Below are 20,111 nucleotides of genomic sequence, written 5' to 3'. Positions count from 1 at the left end.
GCGGTGTACATAGATGAGTCCAGCATCGACATCTTTGGGAGAGATCAACCATGGCTAGGCCCAAGAAGGCAGACACATCGACAGGGTCGTTCTTCGAGGAGGACTATCTTGTTCGCACTCTCGGGCGCATCGCTCACGACCCCGAGGTCGCGCTGACGGAATTGGTCGCTAACGCGTGGGACGCGGGCGCTTCTCTGGTGGATATTACGGTGCCCGGCGTGAGGGAGACGGCCTTGGTCGTTCAGGACGACGGGCACGGCATGAGCGCAGCCCAATTCAAGGGCAGGTGGATGCGCCTGGGCTACGACCGGATCAAGCACCAAGGCGTACAAGTGGAGTTCCCTCCGGAGCGCGCCGACTGGCGGCGCAAGGCCTATGGCCGCAATGGCGTCGGCAGACATGGTCTGCTGTGCTTCGCCGACCACTACGAAGTCGAGACGTGGCGCGAAGGGAAGGGCACGGGCTTCGAGATCGGCACCCAGAGCAGCGAGACGCCCTTCAAAATCATGAAGGAGACGACGTTCCTGCGGTCCAGCCACGGCACGCGGCTGTCGGTTGTCGTGGAGCGGCATCTGCCCGACGAAGGCCGCATTCGAGAAATCCTGTCGGCCCGGTTTCTCCACGACCCGCAGTTCGTCCTCAGGGTGAACGGCCAATCGGTTTCGCTAGCCGACCAATCAGGACTGATCGAGCGGGCTCCGCTGAACATTCCGGGCTGCCCTTCGGCCGAGGCCTTCGTGGTGGATTCGTCGCGGGCCGCCAAATCGACGATCTACCAGGGCGTCGCGTTTTGGGTCAATGGCCGGCTTGTCGGCTCTCCAAGCTGGGTGGTTGGCTCCGAGGCCGTCATTGATGGCCGCGCGCGGTTTGCCAAGCGCTACTCCATCGTGGTCAAGACCGACGATGGTTGGACCAGCGAGATCGAGCCCGATTGGGCGCGCTTCAAGGCCGGCGCGAAGACCGACGCGCTTTTCGAGGCCGTGCGCCAATACGCGCAGCAGGTCTTCGGCAAGCTGTCGTCGGATTTGGTGGAGGAGAGCTCCGAGGAGGCCCTGGTCCGCAACCGCGAGGAGTTCAAGGGGCTCTCGCAGCTCGGGCGCATCGAAGTCGCAAGCTTTGCGCGCGACCTCGTCAAATCCAATCCGACGGTCCACCCGGACACGCTGTCTGCAGCCGTCCAGGCGTTGATCAATTTAGAGAAATCCAGAGGCGGCGCGGGCCTGCTCGAGAAGCTCACCAAGCTCGATGACTCCGACATCGAAGGGCTCGACCGCCTGCTCAGCCAATGGACGGTTCGGGACGCGCTGTCGGTGCTCGACGAGATCGACCACCGCCTGGCCGTAGTGACGGCCATCGAGAAGCTTTGCGGCGATCCGGCGACCGACGAGCTGCACACGCTGCATCCGCTGGTCACTCAGGCCCGGTGGCTCTTTGGCCCCGAGTTCGACAGCAGCGAATACGCCTCCAACGTGAGCCTGCGCACGGCCACGGCAAAGATTTTCGGCAAGCGCGTTTCCACCACTGCTTTTGCCAACGCCAGGCAGCGGCCCGACATCGTGTCGCTGGCCGATGCGACTTGCTCCGTGGTGGGCACCGAGGCATTTGACTCGGCGAACTCCAATTTAATGCGCATCCAAGACGTGCTGATCATTGAGCTCAAAAAGGGCAAGTCGGCCATCGGGCGCGAAGAGATGAACCAGGCTGACGGCTATATCCAAGACTTTCTGGGCAGCGGCGCGTTGGACGGCACGCCCACGTTCAGAGCCTTTGTCGTCGGTTACGAGATCGCGCCAAAGACCGCTCGGGAAAAGGAGATTAAGGAAGAGAGCGTTCTTCGCGGCAAGGTGATGGCGACCACCTACGGGCAGCTCACCAGAACGGCGCATCAGCGGCTCTTCCGCCTCAAAGAGCGGATTCCGGCGCGATATGAGGACGTGTCGGGCGCCGACCTGTCGGCCAGGGTCATGCAGACGGCGACACAAGCCCCCTTGTCGCTTGTCTCGACAAGCGCTGATCAACCAAAGGCTTAACGCAGTCGACGGCCCAGAAACGGCGCTGCTTGCTGCCCGCTATAGTTTCATCCGAGCGCGAGTTCCCCTGCTTTTCCTCCCTGAGCAGGCCCATCCCTGATGATTTCAATCCACTCCTCCAGCGATGGGCGAGTGGATTCTTTATTGAGTCGCGGAACCAGCGTTCCCCCGCCATTGCGCCCCGGACGGTCACAAAGCGTGATCAATATGGGCCAGCAACTCTTGGAGAAGATCGTCCGCGCCCGTCACGTCGTCCTCGTCGAGCCAGAGCTCTTCTACGCATTCGGCTTCTGTGGCGATGGTGATGGCGGCGGCATTCTTGATCAGCCGGTAGAACGTCGCAGAATCTTGTGGCGATATGGCCCGCCGGGTGTGGAAAGCATCCAGGTCGATGTCGAGGATGTAGGGCGCGGCTTCCAGATGCGCCAATCCGATGCAGCTTGAAATCTCCGAGCCGCGAGCGAGTTGGTCGTCGAGGTATTTGCTCTCGATGATCTCGTTGGATTGCTGGATGTTGCAAGCGTCGTTGTGCGGCATGGCGTGGCATCCGATGAAGCAGTCGAAGGGAAGGGCATAGATGCGGTTCGGTGTTGGCGTGTAAGACATCGGCCGCTGCGGCACTGGGACTGATGGAGGATTGGGCCAGTTCTCACCCCGGCTCTTGTCGTAGGCAATCTGCTCGACCGACGGCGTGGCCCCAGAATCGCTCAGTTGGATGCAGAAAGCGCTATCGAGCGTGCCTGAGCATGTGGCCGCGTCGATGTGCTCGTCGTATTTGAGCTTCGTGATGGCGTCGGTGATGCTCTGATCGCCTAGCCAATCGATCTGGGACACAAGGCTAAGCCGAAACGCCTCTTGGTCACTCACTCGGCCCTCGTGGGCTTCCCAATGCGCATGCCCCAGGAATGCTTCATAGGTGTCCGTGTGATGGTCGATGGTGATCAGGTTGGGAGCGTTAGCCATCGAACGCCGGACAAGCGCCCAAGCTGCGAGCGCCTTGTGGTGGTCGTCCACAACAAAGATGTCCTTACCCTTGATAGCGTGTAGCGTGAAGAACTGGCTTAGCGGCATGTTTTCTCCTTCCCAAAAAAAATGCAATCAAAACAGGTCGTCGTTGGGATCTTCAGCGTCTCCTAATTCGACGGTTGGGTCGTCCGATTCGGCGGAAGCATCTGTCTCAGGGAGCGTTTCTTCACCGGCAGACATCAGCCGATGGAGCTGTTTGAGCTTTTCAAGAAGTTCATCGAAGGTGATGACCGCCACGTCTTTCGAGGAGTGCCGAAACAGGTCCAGCGAGCGCGTTTGCGCGAGCTCGGTCGGCACCGTCCCGACGATCACGATGCAATTGACGGAAGAGACATGCATACCCTCCATTGACTTGTCTTGCGACATCTTCGAGGCGAAATAGTGAAGCAACTGGGCGCGTTGGTCGAGGACCTGCGCCATTGATGCCGTCAAGTCCTTGTGTGGCGCGTGCAGGTCGCCACGGTAAGGCTTGGCATCCACAAGGCCTGCGGATGGACGCTTGATTTCAATGAGGGCTAGGTTCCCGGTGAATCGCTGGGCCATCAGGAAGTCCACGATGCTTTCGCCATTGCCCCGGATGGTTGTTCCACCGACGTTGGCCTGGTCCTGAAACAAGATGACCGGAAAGGGAAACGCGAGGCCGAGGATGAAGGGGTTGGCTTTGAAAAAAGCTTGCCACTTTGGTTCTGGCAGGTTTTTGGACAACATGTCTTCAAACTTGCCAATGAGCTCCTTCAACGTGACCTGTTCGATGACTGCCTTGAGTCTGAGCAGTTCAGATGGCCGCTCGGCGGCGATTTTCTCGGCATCGTCCCGAACTACTTGTGCGGCGGCGAGTCCATCCTTCGCGTTGCGGCTGGGATTGCGGCCACGCAATTGGACAAGATCGTAGATTTCGCCTGGTTTGACGTTCGGAAAGCGCCGCGCAAACTGATTGGGAAGCGCGGCGTGGAGCGTTGCGTTGTATGCGGCGAGCCTGCGGTCGCGCAGTGATCTTCCGCTGGCCCGACCCGTGATCGTGTCGATGGCTTGGCGGATCGACGTAAAGCGATCGACGCCGAGCCGAAATACTGGAAGCTCAACACTAGCTCCGTCGCCTGGTTCAATGACCAGCTGCGTCACACCGACCAGCTCGAGGACGGCTTCGGGGATGAGCCTGTATTCCCATTTCAAACCAAGCCCATACTTGGCGTGCCGCCCAAATCCTGTCGGAAGCCTTTTGAGCATGCCGTCAAAGTCTTCGACAGATTCTGGCAGCGCCCAGAGCTTGCGGTCCTCTGCGACGACTGTGATGGACGTAAGTTCGTCATATTTCGGGTCAAGGAATTCGTGTCGGTGTGACGCCGCCACAAGCGGATACATGGTGAGCTCTCGGCGTGTCACCCGAGCAAGCAGAACGGTCCGCTTGACCATCTCATTCGTCTCGAACGAGCGAGTTTCACCATGAGCGTAGAGCTCCACGCAATCTTCGCCGTTTGCGTTGGAGGGCTGCAGAGTCACGAGAAGCCCGTTGGGGTCTCGGTTCCTGCCCACCTCTTCACGCTCAGGATCGTCGTCGGGCTGTTGCGATTCGCTGTTTTCGGTGCCGTTGTCCAAGTCCCAATCGAAATCGTCGGGTGCATCGATCGGCGCGGTCGTCTTTTTGTTCATTTCCCTGGTTCCATTCAGCGGCGAAAGTCGGGGTGCGGCGCGCCTCGACAGGTGCAAAGGTGCTCGGATGGTGGCAGGCGGTATCGAAACAGGCTTCGCAATCGATATTTTCCGCGAATGTGCTCGACGACGAGTTGCCGTGTTTGCCGGCGTTCACCCCGCCTTGGGAAGACAGTTCCCACGGTTCTTCCGGGTGCCTTCGGCGTTACTAGCGAGCCTTCACGGGGGTTAGCCTCACCGCCGCTACAAATGTCTTTGTGGGAGTGACCAGACCCCGCGAGTTGCTTGGGCTGGCGCTGCGTAAATCTGAAGCAGCGAAGCTCATTGAGACTGCTAGGGACCAGGGGTGGAAAATCGTCGACTTGGTCGATCAAGCAGGGTAGCCGGTCGGACTAGGAGAGTACCGCCGAAGCCCAAGTGAAGGCCGGCGTTGCGCCGTTGGCGGCAGGTTCAAGTGTGGACTTTTGTCGCGCCGATGCGGCACAGCTGGCGATAGGGCGCTCTCATACGGGCCGACGCGTCTGTTTGCGGCGGGGCGCTCACGTACGATGCCGGTCACGACCACAAGAAGAGGACCATCACACATGAGCCGCAAAGATCCCCCGTCCCTGCGGCCGCTCACCGATCTCGAGCGCCGCCACTACCGCGATGAGCTCAGGTCAGGGCGGTACGCCGCCTTGGCGGATGCCGAGGGCTTCGAGCAGATCTGCTTCTCGCTGGAGGCGCTTGGCCTACGCCTGTTGGGCCAGCAGGGCGACCTCGGTCAGTACGAGGACCGGATTGCCTTCTATGCCCGGCTGTCGCCCATACTGACCGAACTCGCCAAGACGCACCCCTCGGGCTTCAAGTCGTTCGAGGCGCTCTACGACACGGTGCGCAAGGCCCGCAACGACAACATGCATCTGGGTGCCTATGCGCGCCATGCGACGGTCGCGGCCATCGAGCTGTGCATCGGTCTCGAGGACGCTTTGATGGTGGATGTGAAACCCACGGTTGGCTATGTAATGGTCAAGTCGCCGATCACGGTGGAACCCTGGCAACCCGTTGCCCATGCGCGGCAGCTAATGCTCATGCACTCTTTCTCTTTTCTCCCGGTGCGGCATCGGCAGGCGTGGCATCTGCTGTCAGAGTTGGCATTGGCCCAGTTCCTGAACGCCAGCCAGACAGCCAGGAGGACGCGGTTGGGGCTGACGATCGAAGAGGCCATCGGTCATGCGCCGGGCCTGGAACTGGTGCTGGTGGCGCAGGATCGGCTGCTTGCGGCGCAAACCACCATCAGCGAAGTGCTACAGGGCGCGAAGGCGATCGACGGTCCGACCCTCTGGCTGGTCGTGGAAGACGGGCGTGAGGATCGTCTGGCGGGCGTGCTGTCGCCCTTTGAGCTAATGTAGGGCGGGCCACGCGCGCGAGATGGCTCGGCAGAACTGCGATCAGAAGTCCGGAAGCGGACATCGAAGATGCGCAGAGTGCTGTTGCAAACTCGGCGATCGTTGACGATTGATGTGCTGGAGTAGTCGCCCGTCAAACTGAGTCCATCTCCCGCGCTAGCAAAAGCGCTCGGTTCCTGACGGTAGAAGTGAAGGTAAACAGCGATTCTATGAACGACGCAAGCTAGTGTTCATGCGGGTTTCGGGCCCTCGAAAACCATTGAGTGGGCTCCACGTCGTAGGGTACAGCGCGGTGGCGTCGCCCGCCGCTCCTGGCTAAGCCGCCCGCTGCAGAGGCACTACGTTGCTGGCCGTCAAAATCGCGTCAATGTGCTGACCGAGTAGCCCCCATGCCTCACGCTTTTCTTCGGCGTAGTCATGATGCAGATAGTGCCTGCGCACTTTGCTACCTGGCAACACGTGGTTCTGGCAGCGATCAATCACGTCTGGGCTGACGCGCAGCGCCTGCATCATCGTGGAGGCGGTTCGGCGCAGATCATGCGGTGTCCATTCGCCGTTCTTTCCATCGGCCAGCACCAGCGAGTCGTCGTTCCTCCGATGCGCGAGTAGCTTGCGGTTCTTGAACCGCGTCTGGCGATCGCCAACCTGCTTGCTGACGCTCTTGACGAAGACGTGGCCTTCCTGCTGGCTGGCAGGAAAGCACCAATCGGTTTTGCCGGTCAGTTCGTGCAGCGCCTTGAACTGCCGCAGTGCGAACTCGGAGAGATAGACCTGCCAGTCAACGTGCGTCTTGGTGTTCTCGCGAGGAACGAACCAGGTCGCCTTCTCTAGGTCGATGTGCTCCCACCGGGCCTGAAGCAGCTCGCCAATGCGGCATCCGGTCCCGAGGCAGACCCACAAAGCGAGCTGCGTTTCCCGCTGCACCGGCCTGTCTGCGACCCGCTTGTCCTTCGCAGCCTCGTACGTGGCCGCCATGCTGGCGAAGATGTCGCGAAGCTCCCTGATCTCATTGGCAGAAAGGGTGCGTTCCCGGATGCCCGGCTCGTAGCCTTGTGGTACGACCTGCTTCAGTTCGACTAACTCGGCCAGGTTGCCATGGACTAGCAGCGAGCGCCAGGGCTGGCGCTTGATGGCCCAGCGGAACATCTGGCGCATCTCGGTCAGCATGCGCTCCGCAGTTCGGGCTCGTCCGCGTTTGCGCCCGACGTTACGAAGGAGGTCGAGTAGTTGGGCGTCGCCGAGTTCGCGCACCGGCGTGTCTCCGATGCTGGGCAGCACGTCCTTCTCGAAAGTCCGGCGAAGTTCGGCGTTGGCGTCCTTGCGGCTCACGCCGTCGGCCAGCCAGGTCTCGAACAACGTGCGGAATGGAGCATTGGCAGCCAACGCTGCAGCCTTTGCTTCTGCGGCCGCACGATCGGCTTCGGCGCGCTGCACCTGAAAGTCGATGCCGTCCCGCGCGAGCGACTGAATGCGGGCGTTCTCCGTCACCGCCTGGGCGAGGGACATGTGGCCGTCGGTGCCGCCGCTGCCGTATGGGCGTGGCAGGCGCGCTTGAATCTGCTTGCCAGCCACGACGTAGCGCACGAGCCAGGTCTTGGTGCTGTCCGGCGCCACACGCAGGTAGAGGCCGCGGTCGGCCGTGACCTTGTAGCCGGCGTCCTTGGGCTTGAGCGCTTCGATGCCACGTACAGTCAGCTTCGCCATTTCCGTGTCCTAGCCGTGTCCTAAAAATCGGTGGATTTCAGTGTATCCAGCCGAACGATCGCGGACAAGAAAACGAGGTAAGCTATTGTTTTATATGGGTATTTTCGATCCGTGGACGTCCGAGGAAATCCGCAATTACTCACCTGTCACGCCGGGGGTCGCGGGTTCGAGTCCCGTCCACTCCGCCAAACACAAGCCCCAGTAGCAGTTTTGCTACTGGGGCTTTTTGTTTTGCTCGGGGGCTTGAGCGCGGATTGGCACTTGTTCCTGGGATTCCGGCTAACCCACCTCGACCAGCTGGCAGCGTGACATTTGGGAACGTTCTTCACCGTGGCGATGTACGCGGCGCCGCAAGGCCAGGCGTTGGTTGTGCATCAGGGCTATTTCTCGCCCTCCAGGAGATGAAATGACTTTCCCCCGAGCCACTCTCAAGCTGGGTTTCGCAGGTCTCGTTGCTGCCGCAGCCTTGTTCACCGCCGCATCGGCCAGTGCGGCCACCAGTTGGTCGATTGGCGTCAACCTGCCCGGCGTGGTCGTGAGCGAGCCCGCACCGGTCTACTACGAGCCAGCGCCTGTCTATTCGAGGCCAGCCCCGACCTACTACCAGCCCGCACAGCCGGTCTACTCCGCCCCTGCACCTGTCTACTACGAGCCTGAATCCCGTTGGGAAGAGCGTCGCGCGCAACGCTGGGAGGAACGCCGCGCAGAGCGCCGTGAATGGCGTCGCCGGCAGTGGGAGCGCGAGCAGCACCGCCGCTACTACGAGGATCGCGACTGACATCGGGAACGTCGATCCCTGCGAATCTGCCGGGCCTGGCATCAGTGATCTGCTGCCAGGCCCGGCTCGCATGCACGCGCGGTTGACCTGAGCGCAGCACGTTTCCCGAGCGCAGCCACGCGCTCCCGGCGGTTGCCTGCGCGCCCTGCGCCTCCGCAGGGCCGACAGGACTTTCACCGAGCCATCGACGCATGAAGTCCGGGCATACTCGCGCGCCCTCCAGATTTCCAACAACCACGCCAAGAAGAACTTCATGTCAGGACACGGCTTTCACGTGCATGGTCCGCACGATCACGAACTCGAACATGCCGCCTCCGGCGGCCACGACCACGGCCACGGTGATGCAGCCTCCTCAGGCAAGGGCATGAGCACGACCGGAAAGATCGCCGTGAGCACCGCCGCCATTGCGACGGCGGGCGCGATCTTCGCGTACATGGGCGGGGCCACGCAGGCCAACGCCGGCCTCTACAAGAACAACGCGGCCATCAAGAAGACCGAGGCTTCGAACCAGTGGAATTACTTCCAGTCGAAGAGCACCAAGCAGGCGCTCGCGGAGTTCGCACGCGATACCGCCACCGACGACGGCCGTCGCCAAGGCTGGCAGGTGAAGGTCACCCGCTACGAGCAGGAGAAGACCGAGATCCAGGCGGCTGCCAAGAAGCTCGAGGACGAGGCCAGCCGCTGGGACGCGCAATCCGAGACGCAGATGCACCAGCACCATCGCTGGGCGCAGGCCACTACCGTGCTGCAGGTCTCCATCGCGCTGGCGGCCATTGCGCTGCTCACCCGGAAGAAATGGCTGGAGCGCGCCATGTACGGCGTGGCCGTCGCGGGCGTTGCGATCGGCGCGCTGGCAGCGCTGCACATCTAGGACCCGGAGCGGCGGTTCACCAGCGCGTGAATCCCGCGCAAGTCCAACCGCTCCAGCAGATCGACAAGCAGGGCCATGAAAGGCGCGTAGGCGGCTTGGTCGGCGTGGCGTTCGATCCAGTGCTCGATGTCCGTGACGCGACCCTGAAGCGCCAGACTGGCGAGTTCGTCCAGGGCACGATCTTCCGGCATGGCATGTCGGGGCATCGCGGGCGCCGGTGATGGCTCGCCAGGCGCGGTCTCCCGCTGCGCGACGACGGGCCAGTCCGCGTCGGAGGCATCGACCGGCACCGACAGCGTGAAGGAGAACGTCGCACCCTGACCGGCCACGCTGGCCACGCTCAGCGTTCCGCCCATGGCCGAGACGATGCGCTGCGCGATGAACAGGCCCAGTCCCGTGCTGCCGCTCGCGGGGTGCATCTGCTGGAAGGCGCCGAAGATGTCGATGTTGCGGCTCATGTCGATGCCGATCCCGGTGTCACCGACAGCGAAGCTCAAGACACAGGCGCGCCCCTCGGGCCGGGCCGTGACCGACAAGGTCACCACACCGTCGCGCGTGAACTTGGCGGCGTTGGACAGCAGGTTCAGCAGCACCTGCTGCATGCGCTTTCCGTCCAGGCCGATCTGCCGGGGCATTCGCTCGGAAGGGCGGTAGCGAAAGCGGTTGTTCCGCTGCGCGCACAGGGCGACGGCGTAGTCGGAAATGTCGTCCAGCAGGTGCGGCAGGTCGGTGGTGACGGGGCGGACCGTCAGCGGTTGCAGCTCTGCCTTGGCGTATTCCAGCAGTTCGTCGATCAGGTGGAGCTGGTACTTGACGCTGCGCTGGATGGTCAGCAGATGCTGGCGCTGCGTGTCGTGCGCATCGGCGAGCAGGAGAGACGCGTACCCGCCGATCGTCGCAAGCGGTGCGCGCAGGTCGTGGCCGATGTAGCCCAGGATCTCGACTTTCTGATGGGCCTTGGCCTCGATGTGGGCGAGGGCCGCGCGCAGATCGGCATGCAAGGCGGCGGCGTGCATGTTGCCGAACGCGAGCGCGTAGCCGATGTGGGTCAACTTCAAGCCGAAGGCCAGCAGGGTCTGGAAATTGCCCGACGCCAGAAAATCCTGCGGCACGGGAAAGAAGGGCGTGCCGACCAGGCGTGCACCATGAACCAGCAACGCCAGCAAGGCGACGACGACCACTTCGGGGTTGCTGTTTCCCCCGCGCCCGCGACCCATCGTGCACAGTGCCTGAAGGGTCATCAGGGCGATCACCGACTGGGCCGCGCCGTACACGTAGACACGGGCCGAGGTGTCGTACGTGACATAGGAGAAGCAGGCCAGCAAGGCCACTTCCACGGCCAGTACCCCCGCCATCCAGGGCAGCCACGTGCGGCGCCGATCGAAGAACAGGCAGATGCCCACGTAGAACAGGACCGAACTTAGTGTCGTGAGGAAATTCCCGAGGAGGATGGAGAAGAAGTCGGGGATCCTGTCCCGCAGGATGAGCAGCAAGGCGCCGACGCCGAAGACAAGGAAGCCGACGCCCCAGACCAGCAGATAGCGCGCGCGTCCCTTCGCCCACAGCGCCAGCATGCCGGCGGCAAGGACAAACTCCGCCAGCGCCGTGAAGAACGCAGCAGTTCCCAGATTCAGATTCATTTGGACTTCGATCGACGCTTGGCGATGCGCGTCGCTCCGAGGGGAGTCCGATTCTGCGGAGGATCTCGTCAGCCGCCTTTGCCTGGCGGTGCGCCGGTTTTGATCGGGCGCCCTGTCCGGTCATTGACCGGTTCGCGCCCTTGCTGGGTGCGAAAATTCAAGCGCAGCGCAGGACTACCCCAGCAGCAGGACCTGCGTGCCGTCGGAGGCCACCATCACGCCCGGCGAGGCCGCATCGATCTCGATGCGGATGCCCATGTGCAAGGCCGGGTCCAGGGGGCGCTGGCGGCCCGCGTTGAAGAGCGCCACGTCGCGCAGGTAGGTGTCGTGCTGCGCAAGGTTCAGCACGAACTTCTCTGGATAGGCGCCGGTCGCGCTCAGGTGGTCCGAGAATTTCTCGGTCATCGTGAAGAAGAGGAACAGCGGGTTGTCGGCCATGCCGCGAATCTAGCCGCGCTGCACGCAATCCGACTACCGGGTTTGTGGGAGGGGGAAGCGCCCGGCCGCAGCCCTCAGGCCATCCCGTAGCGCAGCAGCCAGTTCCAGATCACCGCCGAGCCGTTCGACATCGCCAGCGCCGACTTCGCGTAGCCCATGAGGTCGGCCAGCCGCACCTCGGCGCGGATCACGACGTCGTGGCGCTGCAGGTCTTCTTCCTTCACGTCCGCGCGGCGCCGGTCGAGCTCGTCGCGCAGCACGGTGGCGTAGGCGCGCGGGCTCTTCAGGCGCAGGAACATGATCGGCTCGACCACGGCGTCGAGCGCGGGATCGACGAAGGTGTGGATCTCGGGTTCGCGCGAGACGACCTGGTCGCCGTGCGCGTCCCGGATCAGCTGCTGGGCCTCTTCGAGCGCGGCCTCGTTCGCCGCGTAGATCCGGCCGCCGCGTCCTTCGCAGATGAACACGTACTGGTCGGGGCGCGAGAGCCAGTCGACCGGCCCGCGCTGGGCGAAGACGGCCAGCCCTTCGGCGCCGGGCAGCAGCGACTGGCGCAGCGGGTACTTGGTGAGGGGGTCTTCAGCGAACATCTTGCAGCTTCCTCGAAATGACGAGCGACGGGGTGTCGGCGCGGCGGTCCGCGGGCACGACCAGCACGTCGCCCGTGGCCCAGCACAGCACGCGCTGCGCCACGCTGCCGAACAGGAAGTCGGCCAGCGGATGGGCGCGGCGCTTGCCGACCACCAGCAGCTCGGCGCGCGCATGCTGCTGCTGCACCGTGGCCTGCCGCGCCGGGTCGCCGCGGCCGATGGCCGACAGCACGCGGTTGCGCCGCGCGCTCGACGAGTCGGTGAGCGAGAACAGCCGCTCGCGCGCCTGCCGCATGCTGTCGTGGCGGTAGGTCTTGATGGCGTGCTCGGACACTTCGGCGTAGCGCAGCTTGCTCTCGTGCATCGTGTTGAGTGCGTGGAACAGCTCCAGCGCGGCGTCGGGGTCCAGCCCGTGGGCCAGGCTCACGAGCTCGCGCGAGGCGGGCGTGAAGTCGACGGCCACGAGGATGCGGCTGTAGCGCAGGCGCGTGTCGAGCCGCGTCACGAGCACCGGGCAGCGCAGCTGCCGCAGCAGGCGCTCCACGGGTTGGCCGGTGAAGAAGGCGGCGGGCGAGCGGTCGCGTTCGTGGCTCAGCACCACGAGGTCGACGTAGCGCGCCTCGTCCACGATCTGCGCGAGACCGCCGCCACGCCCCGCGACCTGCTTGACCAGCACATCGAAGCGCGAGGCCATGGCGCGGGCCAGCCCCGCGAGGGCGGTGGCCGCCTCGGCGTGCGCGAGCGGCGCCAGGTCCGCGGGCGCGTACACGAGCTTCAGCAGCGCGCCGTGCTCGGCCGCGAGCAGGGCGGCGCGTTCGACCGCGCGGTTGCCGCGCGCCGTCAGGTCGGTGACGGCGAGGATGGATTGAAAAGACGGCGTGCTGGATGCGACGCCGCCTCCGGGAAGGGCGTGCTCCCGCTGAACCTGATGATGATGCATGACGCACTCCAGTCGAACGCGACCCCGGATGACGGGGGCGCAGCCGCGCGGGGCAGGTGCCCGGCGGTCGATGGTTTGCGCTGAAAAGAGAGAGGGGGAAAGAGGCGGACCGCCGGGCTCAGGAATGTGCGGGCGTCTGCTGGGCCGCCGCTGTCATCCGCGCCCACGCAGGCGTGCAACCGCCGGGGCGGGACGTCGAGGTGTGGAGGAAGGGCTGGGCGTTCATGCGGGGGAGTCTAGGCCGGATGCGGCCGAATCCGCTCAGTACCCGCACAACCTTTGCCAGATTGGAGCCGCGCGGTGCAGGGCGCGCGCGGTTGGGCTTCCCATTTTTCCTTTTCATTTGTCATGCGCAGGAGGGGGCGTGTTTCCGTGTCTGTCCCCGTCTTCCTGGAGGTTCACGCATGAGATTCCACTGTCTAGCGCCCGGCCGGGCCGCAGAGATAGCCCATGAGCGCATCGACGATCGAGGCCTCGAGCGCGGCCGGCTCGAACTGCGCGGGCGGCTCGATGACGGCCGCATGCACCAGCGTCTCCATGATCTGCAGCACCACCCAGGTGGCGAGGTCGAGGTTGCGCGGCGCGAGCTCGGGGCGGTGCTCGTCCAGCAGCTGGCGCACGCGCCGGAAGATGTCGTGGTCGGCGGGGCTTTCTTCGCGCGGCGTGTCGAAGAAGGGAAATTCCTTTTCGAGCACGCGATGCAGCGCCGGGTAGAGCGCATGCGCCGCGAGCAGCGCGCGCACCATGGCCTGCACGCGCCCGCGCAGGCTGCGCGCACGCGAGGCGGCGAGCACCTCGTCGATCACCGCGTACATCTGACCCGCGTGCCGCTCGTGCAGCGCCGTGATCAGCGAGTCCTTGTTCGGGAAGTACTGGTAGAGCGAACCCACGCTCACGCCGGCGCGTTCGGCCACCACGTTGGTGTTGGTGCCGGCATAGCCGCGCTCGCCCAGAACACGAGCCGTGGCTTCCAGGATGACCTCGACCATCTGCTGCGAGCGCGCCTGGCGCGGCGTCTTTCTTGGCTGGGGAAGGGATTTCATCGGGCGTTCCGAATGCGAGTTTTCAATGCGAGTGATGGCTCGTATTCTAAGAAGAACCGAGCAAATGCTCGCATTCAAGAGTTCGCAACATCCGAATCGATACACACACCATGACAGCCAATGCCTCCGAGGCCCACGCGCCGCGTGAGTTGCCTTCCGCCTTCCAATCCCCGCAACCGAGTTCAGCGGCCCCGCCTGAGCGCGGTGCGCGATTGGAAGCCCACGTCCTGCAGTGCCGCCTCGTGACGCCGCACATGCGCCGCATCACCCTCGGCGGCCCGGACGTCGCCGCCTTCTTGCGCCACGCGGCGGCCGACCAACCCGGCGCCTGGGTGAAGGTGTTCGTGCCCGGCGGCGAAGGGCGGGCCTACACCCTTCGCCGCATCGACCGCGTCGCCGCCACGCTCGAGCTGGACTTCGTGCTGCACGGCGACAGCGGCCATGAAGGCCCGGCCTCGGCCTGGGCGGCACGGGCGCAGCCGGGCGAACGCATCGGCTTCGCCGGGCCGCGCGACGGCGGCTTCGCGCTCCCGGACGACGCGCGCTGGGTGATGCTGGCCGGCGACGCGACCGCGCTGCCTGCGATTCAGGCGATTGCCGCGAGCCTCGGGCCGGAGATCCGCCTCAAGACCTATGTCGAAGTGCCCACGGCGGCCGATGTGCAGGAGATCCGCAGCCAGGCTGTGCTGCGCACCTGCTGGCTCACCGGCGATCCGGCCGAGCCGGGGCTGGCGCTGCAACAGCAGCTGATGCACCGGCCGCAGCCGGCGGGGCCGGGTTACATCTGGCTGGCGGGCGAGTCGGGCGTGGTGCGCACGTTGCGCGCCCATTTCCTGAACGACCAGGGCCTGGCGCGCACGCGCCTGACCGCCAAGGGCTACTGGAAGCACGGCGAAGCCGATCACCGCGACCGGGCCTGAGCCCGACGCGCCGGGTCAGTGTTCCGCCGGTGCGTGGCGCGTGCGGGTGTCCGAAGGCCGCTCGCCGAAGCGCGCGCGGTACTGGGCCGCAAAATGGCCCAGGTGAAGGAAGCCGTATTTTTCCGCCACGTCGCGCACGCCCGTCTGCGTGGACGCGGCCTGCAGCTCGGCGCGCACCCGGTCCAGCCGCAGCTCGCGCAGGAACTCCATCGGCCCCTGGCCCGCATGCTGGCGGAACGCGAGTTGCAGGGCGCGCGCGCTGCAGCCGGCCTCGCGGCACACGTCGGCCAGCGACAGCGGCTGCTCGGCGTGCGCGGCCATGAACTCCTGCGCCTTGCGCACCGCACGCGGCAGCAGGTGGCGCTGCGCGTCGCCGGCCAGGGCGCGCGAGTGGTTGTGGCCGGCCGACATCAGCAGGCTCGACATCAGGTACTCCTCGGCATGCTCGGCCAGTCGCCCGCCGCCTTGGAGTGCATTGCCGGCATCGAGCGTGAGCCGCAGGTAGTCGATGAAATGCACCAGCGGCGCGAGCGCGGGGTTGTCCAGCGGCACGCCGAGGTCGAACACCAGGTGCTGGCGCACCGGCGCCTGCAGCAGCGCCTCGAGCCGCGACAGCAGCGCCGCGCGCGCGATGCGCACGATCAGGTGCGGGCTGTCGTCGGCCCAGCGCATCGACAGCAGCTCGGTGGGCGAGGGCAGCGAGGCGACGCGCGGCGTGGCCTCGACCTGCTGGCCGCCGCAGCGGATGTCGGCGCCGCCGCGCAACGGAATCTGCAACAGGAAGAAGTCTTGCAGGTAGCCCGGGTCGATCTGCACGCCGGGGCCGTACTGCACGTAATTGAGGCTCACGTCGCGGTGCAGCCGCGCGCTGTGGTGGCAGGCGTCCAGTTCGGTGCGCGGGCGCAGCATCGTGAGGCCGTGGGGGCAGAACACGCGGGCCACGCTCTCGCGCGCCTCGTCCATGTCGTGGCTCTCGAACAAACGGTAACGCTGCAGCGGCAGCCGTGGGGCGGTGGCGGTTTCCATAGGGAAGCGCAGTGACCGTAGCAAAAAGCCTTCCAGCCCACAATTCGGGCCGTCCCTTGGAACCCCCGAAAAAACCTGCGCGGCAGGGACAGCGCCTGCGTTTTCCGGATCGGCCGGCGAGGCCTTGCGTTCTACCTTTGGCCCATTCGCCGAACCGGCGATTCAACCGAGGAGAGCAAGCGTCATGTTCAAAGGTCTCGAAGGCAAAAGCGCCATCGTCACGGGTGGTTCGACATTGATAGGCGCCGGCGTGGTGCGCGCCTTTCACGCGGCGGGCGTGAAGGTGGTCATCGCCGACATCGACGCCGACAAGGGCCAGCCGCTGGCCGACGCGCTGGGCGCCGGCGTGCGCTTCGTGCGCACCGACATCACCGACGACGCGCAGGTAAAGGCCTGCGTCGATGAAGCCGCCACCCGCCACGGCAGCGTGGACTTTCTCGTGAACCTGGCGTGCTCGTACGTGGACGACGGCTTCAAGTCGCCGCGCGCCGACTGGCTCACCTCGTTCAACGTGAACGTGGCCAGTGCCGTGGCCATGCTGCAGGCGGCGCACCCGCACATGGTGGCGGCCGGCGGCGGGGCGGTGGTCAACTTCACCAGCATCTCGTCGCACGTGGCCCAGACCGGGCGCTGGCTCTACCCCGTGAGCAAGGCCGCGATGGCGCAGCTCACGCGCAACATGGCGATGGACCTTGCACCCGACCGCATCCGCGTGAACAGCGTCTCGCCGGGCTGGACCTGGTCGGCCGTGATGGACCAGCTGACCGGCGGCGACCGCGCGCGCACCGACCGCGTGGCCGCGCCCTACCACCTGCTCGGGCGCGTCGGCGATCCCGACGAGGTGGCGCAGGTGGTGCTGTTCCTGTGCTCCGAGCACGCGAGCTTCGTCACCGGCGCCGACTACGCGGTGGACGGCGGCTACTCCGCCATGGGCCCGGAGCAGGCCGTGCCCGCGATTCCCCGCCTGATGGAACCCTGATCGGCATCCACAACAACACCCCCACGAGACAACACAGAAGGAGCAAGCCATGAAGCGAATCGCCATCGTCGGCGCGGGCCAGTCGGGCCTGCAACTGGGACTCGGTCTGCTGGACGCAGGCTACGAGGTCACCATGTACAGCAATCGCACGGCGGACGACATCCGCCACGGCAAGGTCATGTCGAGCCAGTGCATGTTCCACACCGCACTGCAGGTCGAGCGCGACCTCGGGCTCGACCATTGGGCCAGCGACTGCCCCACGGTCGATGGCATCGGCTTCGCCGTGCCGCACCCCGAGCAGAGGGGCGCCAAGGCCATCGAGTGGGCGGCGCGGCTGAACTCGAGCGCGCAGTCGGTCGACCAGCGCGTGAAGGTGCCGGCGTGGATGGCGCTCTTCCAGCAGAAGGGCGGCGAGCTGGTCTTCAAGGACGCCGGCATCGACGACCTCGAAGCCTGCACCCGCAGCCACGACCTCACGCTGGTGGCCAGCGGCAAGGGCGAGATCTCCAAGCTCTTCGAGCGCGACGCCGCCAAGTCGACCTACGACCAGCCGCAGCGCGCACTGGCGCTCACCTACGTGAAGGGCATGCGCCCGCGCACGCCGTACTCGGCCGTGTGCTTCAACCTGATTCCGGGCGTGGGCGAGTACTTCGTGTTCCCGGCGCTCACCACCACGGGCCCATGCGAGATCATGGTGTTCGAAGGCGTGCCCGGCGGCCCGATGGACTGCTGGACCGACGTGAAGACGCCGCAGGAGCACCTGGCGCGCAGCAAGTGGATCCTCGACACCTTCACGCCCTGGGAGGCCGAGCGCTGCGCCGACATCGAACTCACCGACGACAACGGCATCCTCGCCGGCCGCTTCGCGCCCACCGTGCGCAAGCCCATCGCCACGCTGCCCTCGGGCCGCAAGGTGCTCGGCCTGGCCGACGTGGTGGTGCTCAACGACCCGATCACGGGGCAGGGCTCGAACAACGCGGCCAAGTGCGCCGACACGTACCTGAAAAGCATCCTGGCGCGCGGCGAGGGCGCGGCCGATGCGCCGTGGATGCAGCAGACCTTCGACCGCTACTGGTTCGGCTACGCGCAGTGGGTCACGCGCTGGACCAACATGCTGCTCGCGCCGCCGCCGCCCCACGTGCTCAAGCTGCTCGGCAGCGCGGGCGCCGTGGCGCCGATGGCCAGCGCCATCGCCAACGGCTTCGACGATCCGCGCACCTTCTTCCCGTGGTTCGCCGACCCGCAGGAGGCCGACCGCTACCTCGACACCTGCGCGGCCGCCGCGGCGGCTGCGTAGGCGGAGCCAGCCCATGACACGACGCGTGGCCATCGTCGGCGCCGGCCAGTCCGGCATGCAGCTCGCACTGGGCCTGCGGGCCAAGGGGTACGCCGTGACGGTGTATGCGAACCGCACGGCGCAGGAGATCTTCGACGGGCCGGTGATGTCCAGCCAGTGCATGTTCGAGACCGCGCTGCAGACCGAGCGCGAACTGGGGCTCGACAGCTGGGCCGACACCTGCCCGGTGGTCGAGGGCATCGGCATGTCGGTGCGCAGCCCGGAAGGCAGCCGCGCCATCGCGTGGGAGGCGAAGCTCGACGGCCCCGCGCAGTCGGTCGACCAGCGCCTGAAGATCTCTGCATGGATGCAGCTGTTCGAAGCGCGTGGCGGGCGCCTCGTGCACCAGGACGCCGATCTCGACACGCTGGAAGACTGCGTGCGCACGCACGACCTCGTGGTCGTCGCGAGCGGCAAGGGTGAGATCTCGGCGCTGTTCCCGCGCGACGCGGCGCGCTCGCCCTTCGACGCGCCGCAGCGCGCACTGGCGCTCACCTACGTGAAGGGCATGCGCCCGCGCGAGCCGTTCGCAGCCGTGAGCTTCAACCTCATTCCGGGTGTCGGTGAGTACTTCGTGTTCCCGGCACTGACCACCAGCGGCCCGTGCGAGATCATGGTGTTCGAAGGCGTGCCGGGCGGCCCGATGGACTGCTGGGACGACGTGAAGACGCCGCAGGAGCACCTGGCGCGCAGCAAGCAGATCCTTGCCACCTTCTTGCCCTGGGAGGCCGAGCGCTGCGAACACATCGAACTCACCGACGACCACGGCGTGCTGCGTGGCCGCGTCACGCCCGTGGTGCGCCACCCGGTCGCCACGCTGCCCTCGGGCCGCCAGGTGCTGGGGCTCGGCGATGCGGTGGTGCTCAACGACCCGATCACGGGGCAGGGCTCGAACAATGCGGCCAAGGCGGCCGACATCTACCTCAAGCGCATCCTCGAGCACGGCGACGCACCTTTCGATGCCGCGTGGATGCAGCAGACCTTCGACCGCTATTGGGAGGGCTACGCGCGCTGGGCCACCGACTGGACGCACAGCCTGCTCACGCCGCCCGCGCCGCACCTGCAGAAGCTGCTGCAAAGCGCTACGCACAGGCCGGCCGTGGCGAGCGCGGTGGTCAACGGCTTCGACGACCCTCGCAACTTCGCGCCCTGGTGGTTCGACGCGGCCGAGGCCGACCGCTTTCTCGAAGCCAAGGCGCGCGAGGCCGCGGTCGACCGCTTCGACCGGCGCGACTTCCGCAAGGCGCTCGGCCAGTTCAGCACCGGCGTCACCGTGATCACCACGCGCGCACTCGACGGGCGCCGCGTGGGCATGACGGCCAACTCGTTCTCGTCGGTGTCGCTCGACCCGCCGCTGGTGCTGTGGAGCCTGGCGCGGCAGGCGCCCAGCGTGGCCGACTTCACCGGTGCCAGCCACTTCGCGATCAACGTGCTGGCCGCGCCGCAGCATCATTTGTCGCGCCAGTTCTCGACGCCGCAGGCCGACAAGTTCGGCGGCGTCGATTGCTGCGAAGGCACGGCCGGCGTGCCGCTGCTCAACGGCGTGCTCGCGCGCTTCGTGTGCCGCAACGTGCGACAGTACGACGGCGGCGACCACCTGATCTTCATCGGCGAGGTCGAAGGCTACGAACGCTTCGACGGCGAGCCGCTGGTTTTTCACTCGGGCTACTACCAGGTCACGACGCGCCATCCGGAATGCGTACAGTGAGCCCCTGGTTTCCCACGTCCACCTTTGAGCATTGAACGGAGTCA

Annotated in this window: 16 protein-coding genes and 2 pseudogenes; 9 read left to right on the top strand and 9 right to left on the bottom strand. The window is 65.5% G+C overall.

Annotation, left to right across the window (positions count from 1 at the left end):
- Positions 1–50: 50 nt before the first annotated feature.
- Positions 51–2,030 carry an ATP-binding protein gene (locus FFI97_RS04000; protein WP_139702093.1) on the top strand — a complete coding sequence of 660 codons (1,980 nt, stop codon included), beginning with the start codon at positions 51–53 and terminating at the stop codon, positions 2,028–2,030.
- Positions 2,031–2,219: 189 nt separating this feature from the next.
- Here FFI97_RS04000 and FFI97_RS03995 read toward each other — a convergent pair whose 3' ends face one another.
- Together FFI97_RS03995 and FFI97_RS03990 are read right to left on the bottom strand one after the other, a co-directional pair.
- Complete coding sequence (locus tag FFI97_RS03995; RefSeq protein WP_139702094.1) at positions 2,220–3,101, bottom strand: UPF0489 family protein; 882 nt, start codon at positions 3,099–3,101, stop codon at positions 2,220–2,222.
- A 27-nt stretch (positions 3,102–3,128) separates the two neighbouring features.
- Positions 3,129–4,706 (bottom strand): Shedu immune nuclease family protein, encoded by a 1,578-nt coding sequence (locus FFI97_RS03990; RefSeq protein ID WP_139702095.1) that lies wholly within the window; start codon positions 4,704–4,706, stop codon positions 3,129–3,131.
- Between the two features lie 584 nt (positions 4,707–5,290).
- On the opposite strand from FFI97_RS03990, the gene FFI97_RS03985 reads away from it, so the two are divergent.
- A complete protein-coding gene (locus FFI97_RS03985) occupies positions 5,291–6,097 on the top strand; it encodes a CBS domain-containing protein (protein ID WP_139702096.1) in 807 nt (268 codons plus the stop codon).
- A 312-nt stretch (positions 6,098–6,409) separates the two neighbouring features.
- Here FFI97_RS03985 and FFI97_RS03980 read toward each other — a convergent pair whose 3' ends face one another.
- Positions 6,410–7,798 (bottom strand): tyrosine-type recombinase/integrase, encoded by a 1,389-nt coding sequence (locus FFI97_RS03980; protein WP_139702097.1) that lies wholly within the window; start codon positions 7,796–7,798, stop codon positions 6,410–6,412.
- A 406-nt stretch (positions 7,799–8,204) separates the two neighbouring features.
- On the opposite strand from FFI97_RS03980, the gene FFI97_RS03975 reads away from it, so the two are divergent.
- Positions 8,205–8,576, top strand: a complete 372-nt coding sequence (locus FFI97_RS03975; protein ID WP_070062418.1) for a hypothetical protein — start codon at positions 8,205–8,207, stop codon at positions 8,574–8,576.
- Between the two features lie 253 nt (positions 8,577–8,829).
- The gene (locus FFI97_RS03970) at positions 8,830–9,447 is read left to right on the top strand and encodes a DUF4337 domain-containing protein (RefSeq protein WP_139702098.1); all 618 of its coding nucleotides are present in this window, start codon (positions 8,830–8,832) and stop codon (positions 9,445–9,447) included.
- Here FFI97_RS03970 and FFI97_RS03965 read toward each other — a convergent pair.
- The 5 genes from FFI97_RS03965 to FFI97_RS03945 form a co-directional block, all read right to left on the bottom strand.
- Positions 9,444–11,087, bottom strand: a complete 1,644-nt coding sequence (locus FFI97_RS03965; protein ID WP_139702099.1) for an ATP-binding protein — start codon at positions 11,085–11,087, stop codon at positions 9,444–9,446. The genes FFI97_RS03970 and FFI97_RS03965 overlap by 4 nt on opposite strands.
- A gap of 174 nt (positions 11,088–11,261) precedes the next feature.
- Complete coding sequence (locus FFI97_RS03960) at positions 11,262–11,525, bottom strand: hypothetical protein (protein WP_070062421.1); 264 nt, start codon at positions 11,523–11,525, stop codon at positions 11,262–11,264.
- 74 nt (positions 11,526–11,599) lie between these two features.
- Entirely contained in the window at positions 11,600–12,115 is a 516-nt protein-coding gene (locus FFI97_RS03955) for a hypothetical protein (RefSeq protein ID WP_062469933.1), read from the bottom strand.
- Positions 12,105–13,055 carry a universal stress protein gene (locus tag FFI97_RS03950; RefSeq protein WP_139702100.1) on the bottom strand — a complete coding sequence of 317 codons (951 nt, stop codon included), beginning with the start codon at positions 13,053–13,055 and terminating at the stop codon, positions 12,105–12,107. Before FFI97_RS03950 ends, FFI97_RS03955 begins: the two co-directional genes overlap by 11 nt.
- Positions 13,056–13,474: 419 nt before the next feature.
- Complete coding sequence (locus FFI97_RS03945; protein WP_185993554.1) at positions 13,475–14,098, bottom strand: TetR/AcrR family transcriptional regulator; 624 nt, start codon at positions 14,096–14,098, stop codon at positions 13,475–13,477.
- Positions 14,099–14,310: 212 nt separating this feature from the next.
- On the opposite strand from FFI97_RS03945, the gene FFI97_RS03940 reads away from it, so the two are divergent.
- Complete coding sequence (locus tag FFI97_RS03940; protein WP_260684891.1) at positions 14,311–15,018, top strand: siderophore-interacting protein; 708 nt, start codon at positions 14,311–14,313, stop codon at positions 15,016–15,018.
- A 15-nt stretch (positions 15,019–15,033) separates the two neighbouring features.
- Here FFI97_RS03940 and FFI97_RS03935 read toward each other — a convergent pair whose 3' ends face one another.
- On the bottom strand, positions 15,034–16,044 hold the full coding sequence (locus FFI97_RS03935; RefSeq protein ID WP_139702102.1) for an AraC family transcriptional regulator: 1,011 nt from the start codon (positions 16,042–16,044) through the stop codon (positions 15,034–15,036).
- Positions 16,045–16,228: 184 nt separating this feature from the next.
- Between FFI97_RS03935 and FFI97_RS03930 the strand changes: the two genes are divergently transcribed.
- The 4 genes and pseudogenes from FFI97_RS03930 to FFI97_RS34275 all read left to right on the top strand — a co-directional run.
- The gene (locus FFI97_RS03930) at positions 16,229–17,023 is read left to right on the top strand and encodes an SDR family oxidoreductase (protein ID WP_139702103.1); all 795 of its coding nucleotides are present in this window, start codon (positions 16,229–16,231) and stop codon (positions 17,021–17,023) included.
- Between the two features lie 49 nt (positions 17,024–17,072).
- A complete protein-coding gene (locus tag FFI97_RS03925) occupies positions 17,073–18,320 on the top strand; it encodes a styrene monooxygenase/indole monooxygenase family protein (RefSeq protein ID WP_144004368.1) in 1,248 nt (415 codons plus the stop codon).
- 13 nt (positions 18,321–18,333) lie between these two features.
- A pseudogene (locus FFI97_RS03920) lies at positions 18,334–19,569 on the top strand (styrene monooxygenase/indole monooxygenase family protein); the annotation flags it as partial.
- Positions 19,570–19,578: 9 nt separating this feature from the next.
- Positions 19,579–20,067 (top strand): annotated as a pseudogene (locus FFI97_RS34275) (flavin reductase family protein); the annotation flags it as partial.
- Between the last annotated feature and the right edge of the window lie 44 nt (positions 20,068–20,111).

This window comes from Variovorax sp. KBS0712, from assembly GCF_006323185.2.
Classification (GTDB): Bacteria; Pseudomonadota; Gammaproteobacteria; order Burkholderiales; family Burkholderiaceae_C; genus Variovorax; species Variovorax boronicumulans.
The sequence above is the reverse complement of the archived record's forward strand: the minus strand, read 5'-3'. Positions and strand labels throughout refer to the sequence as shown.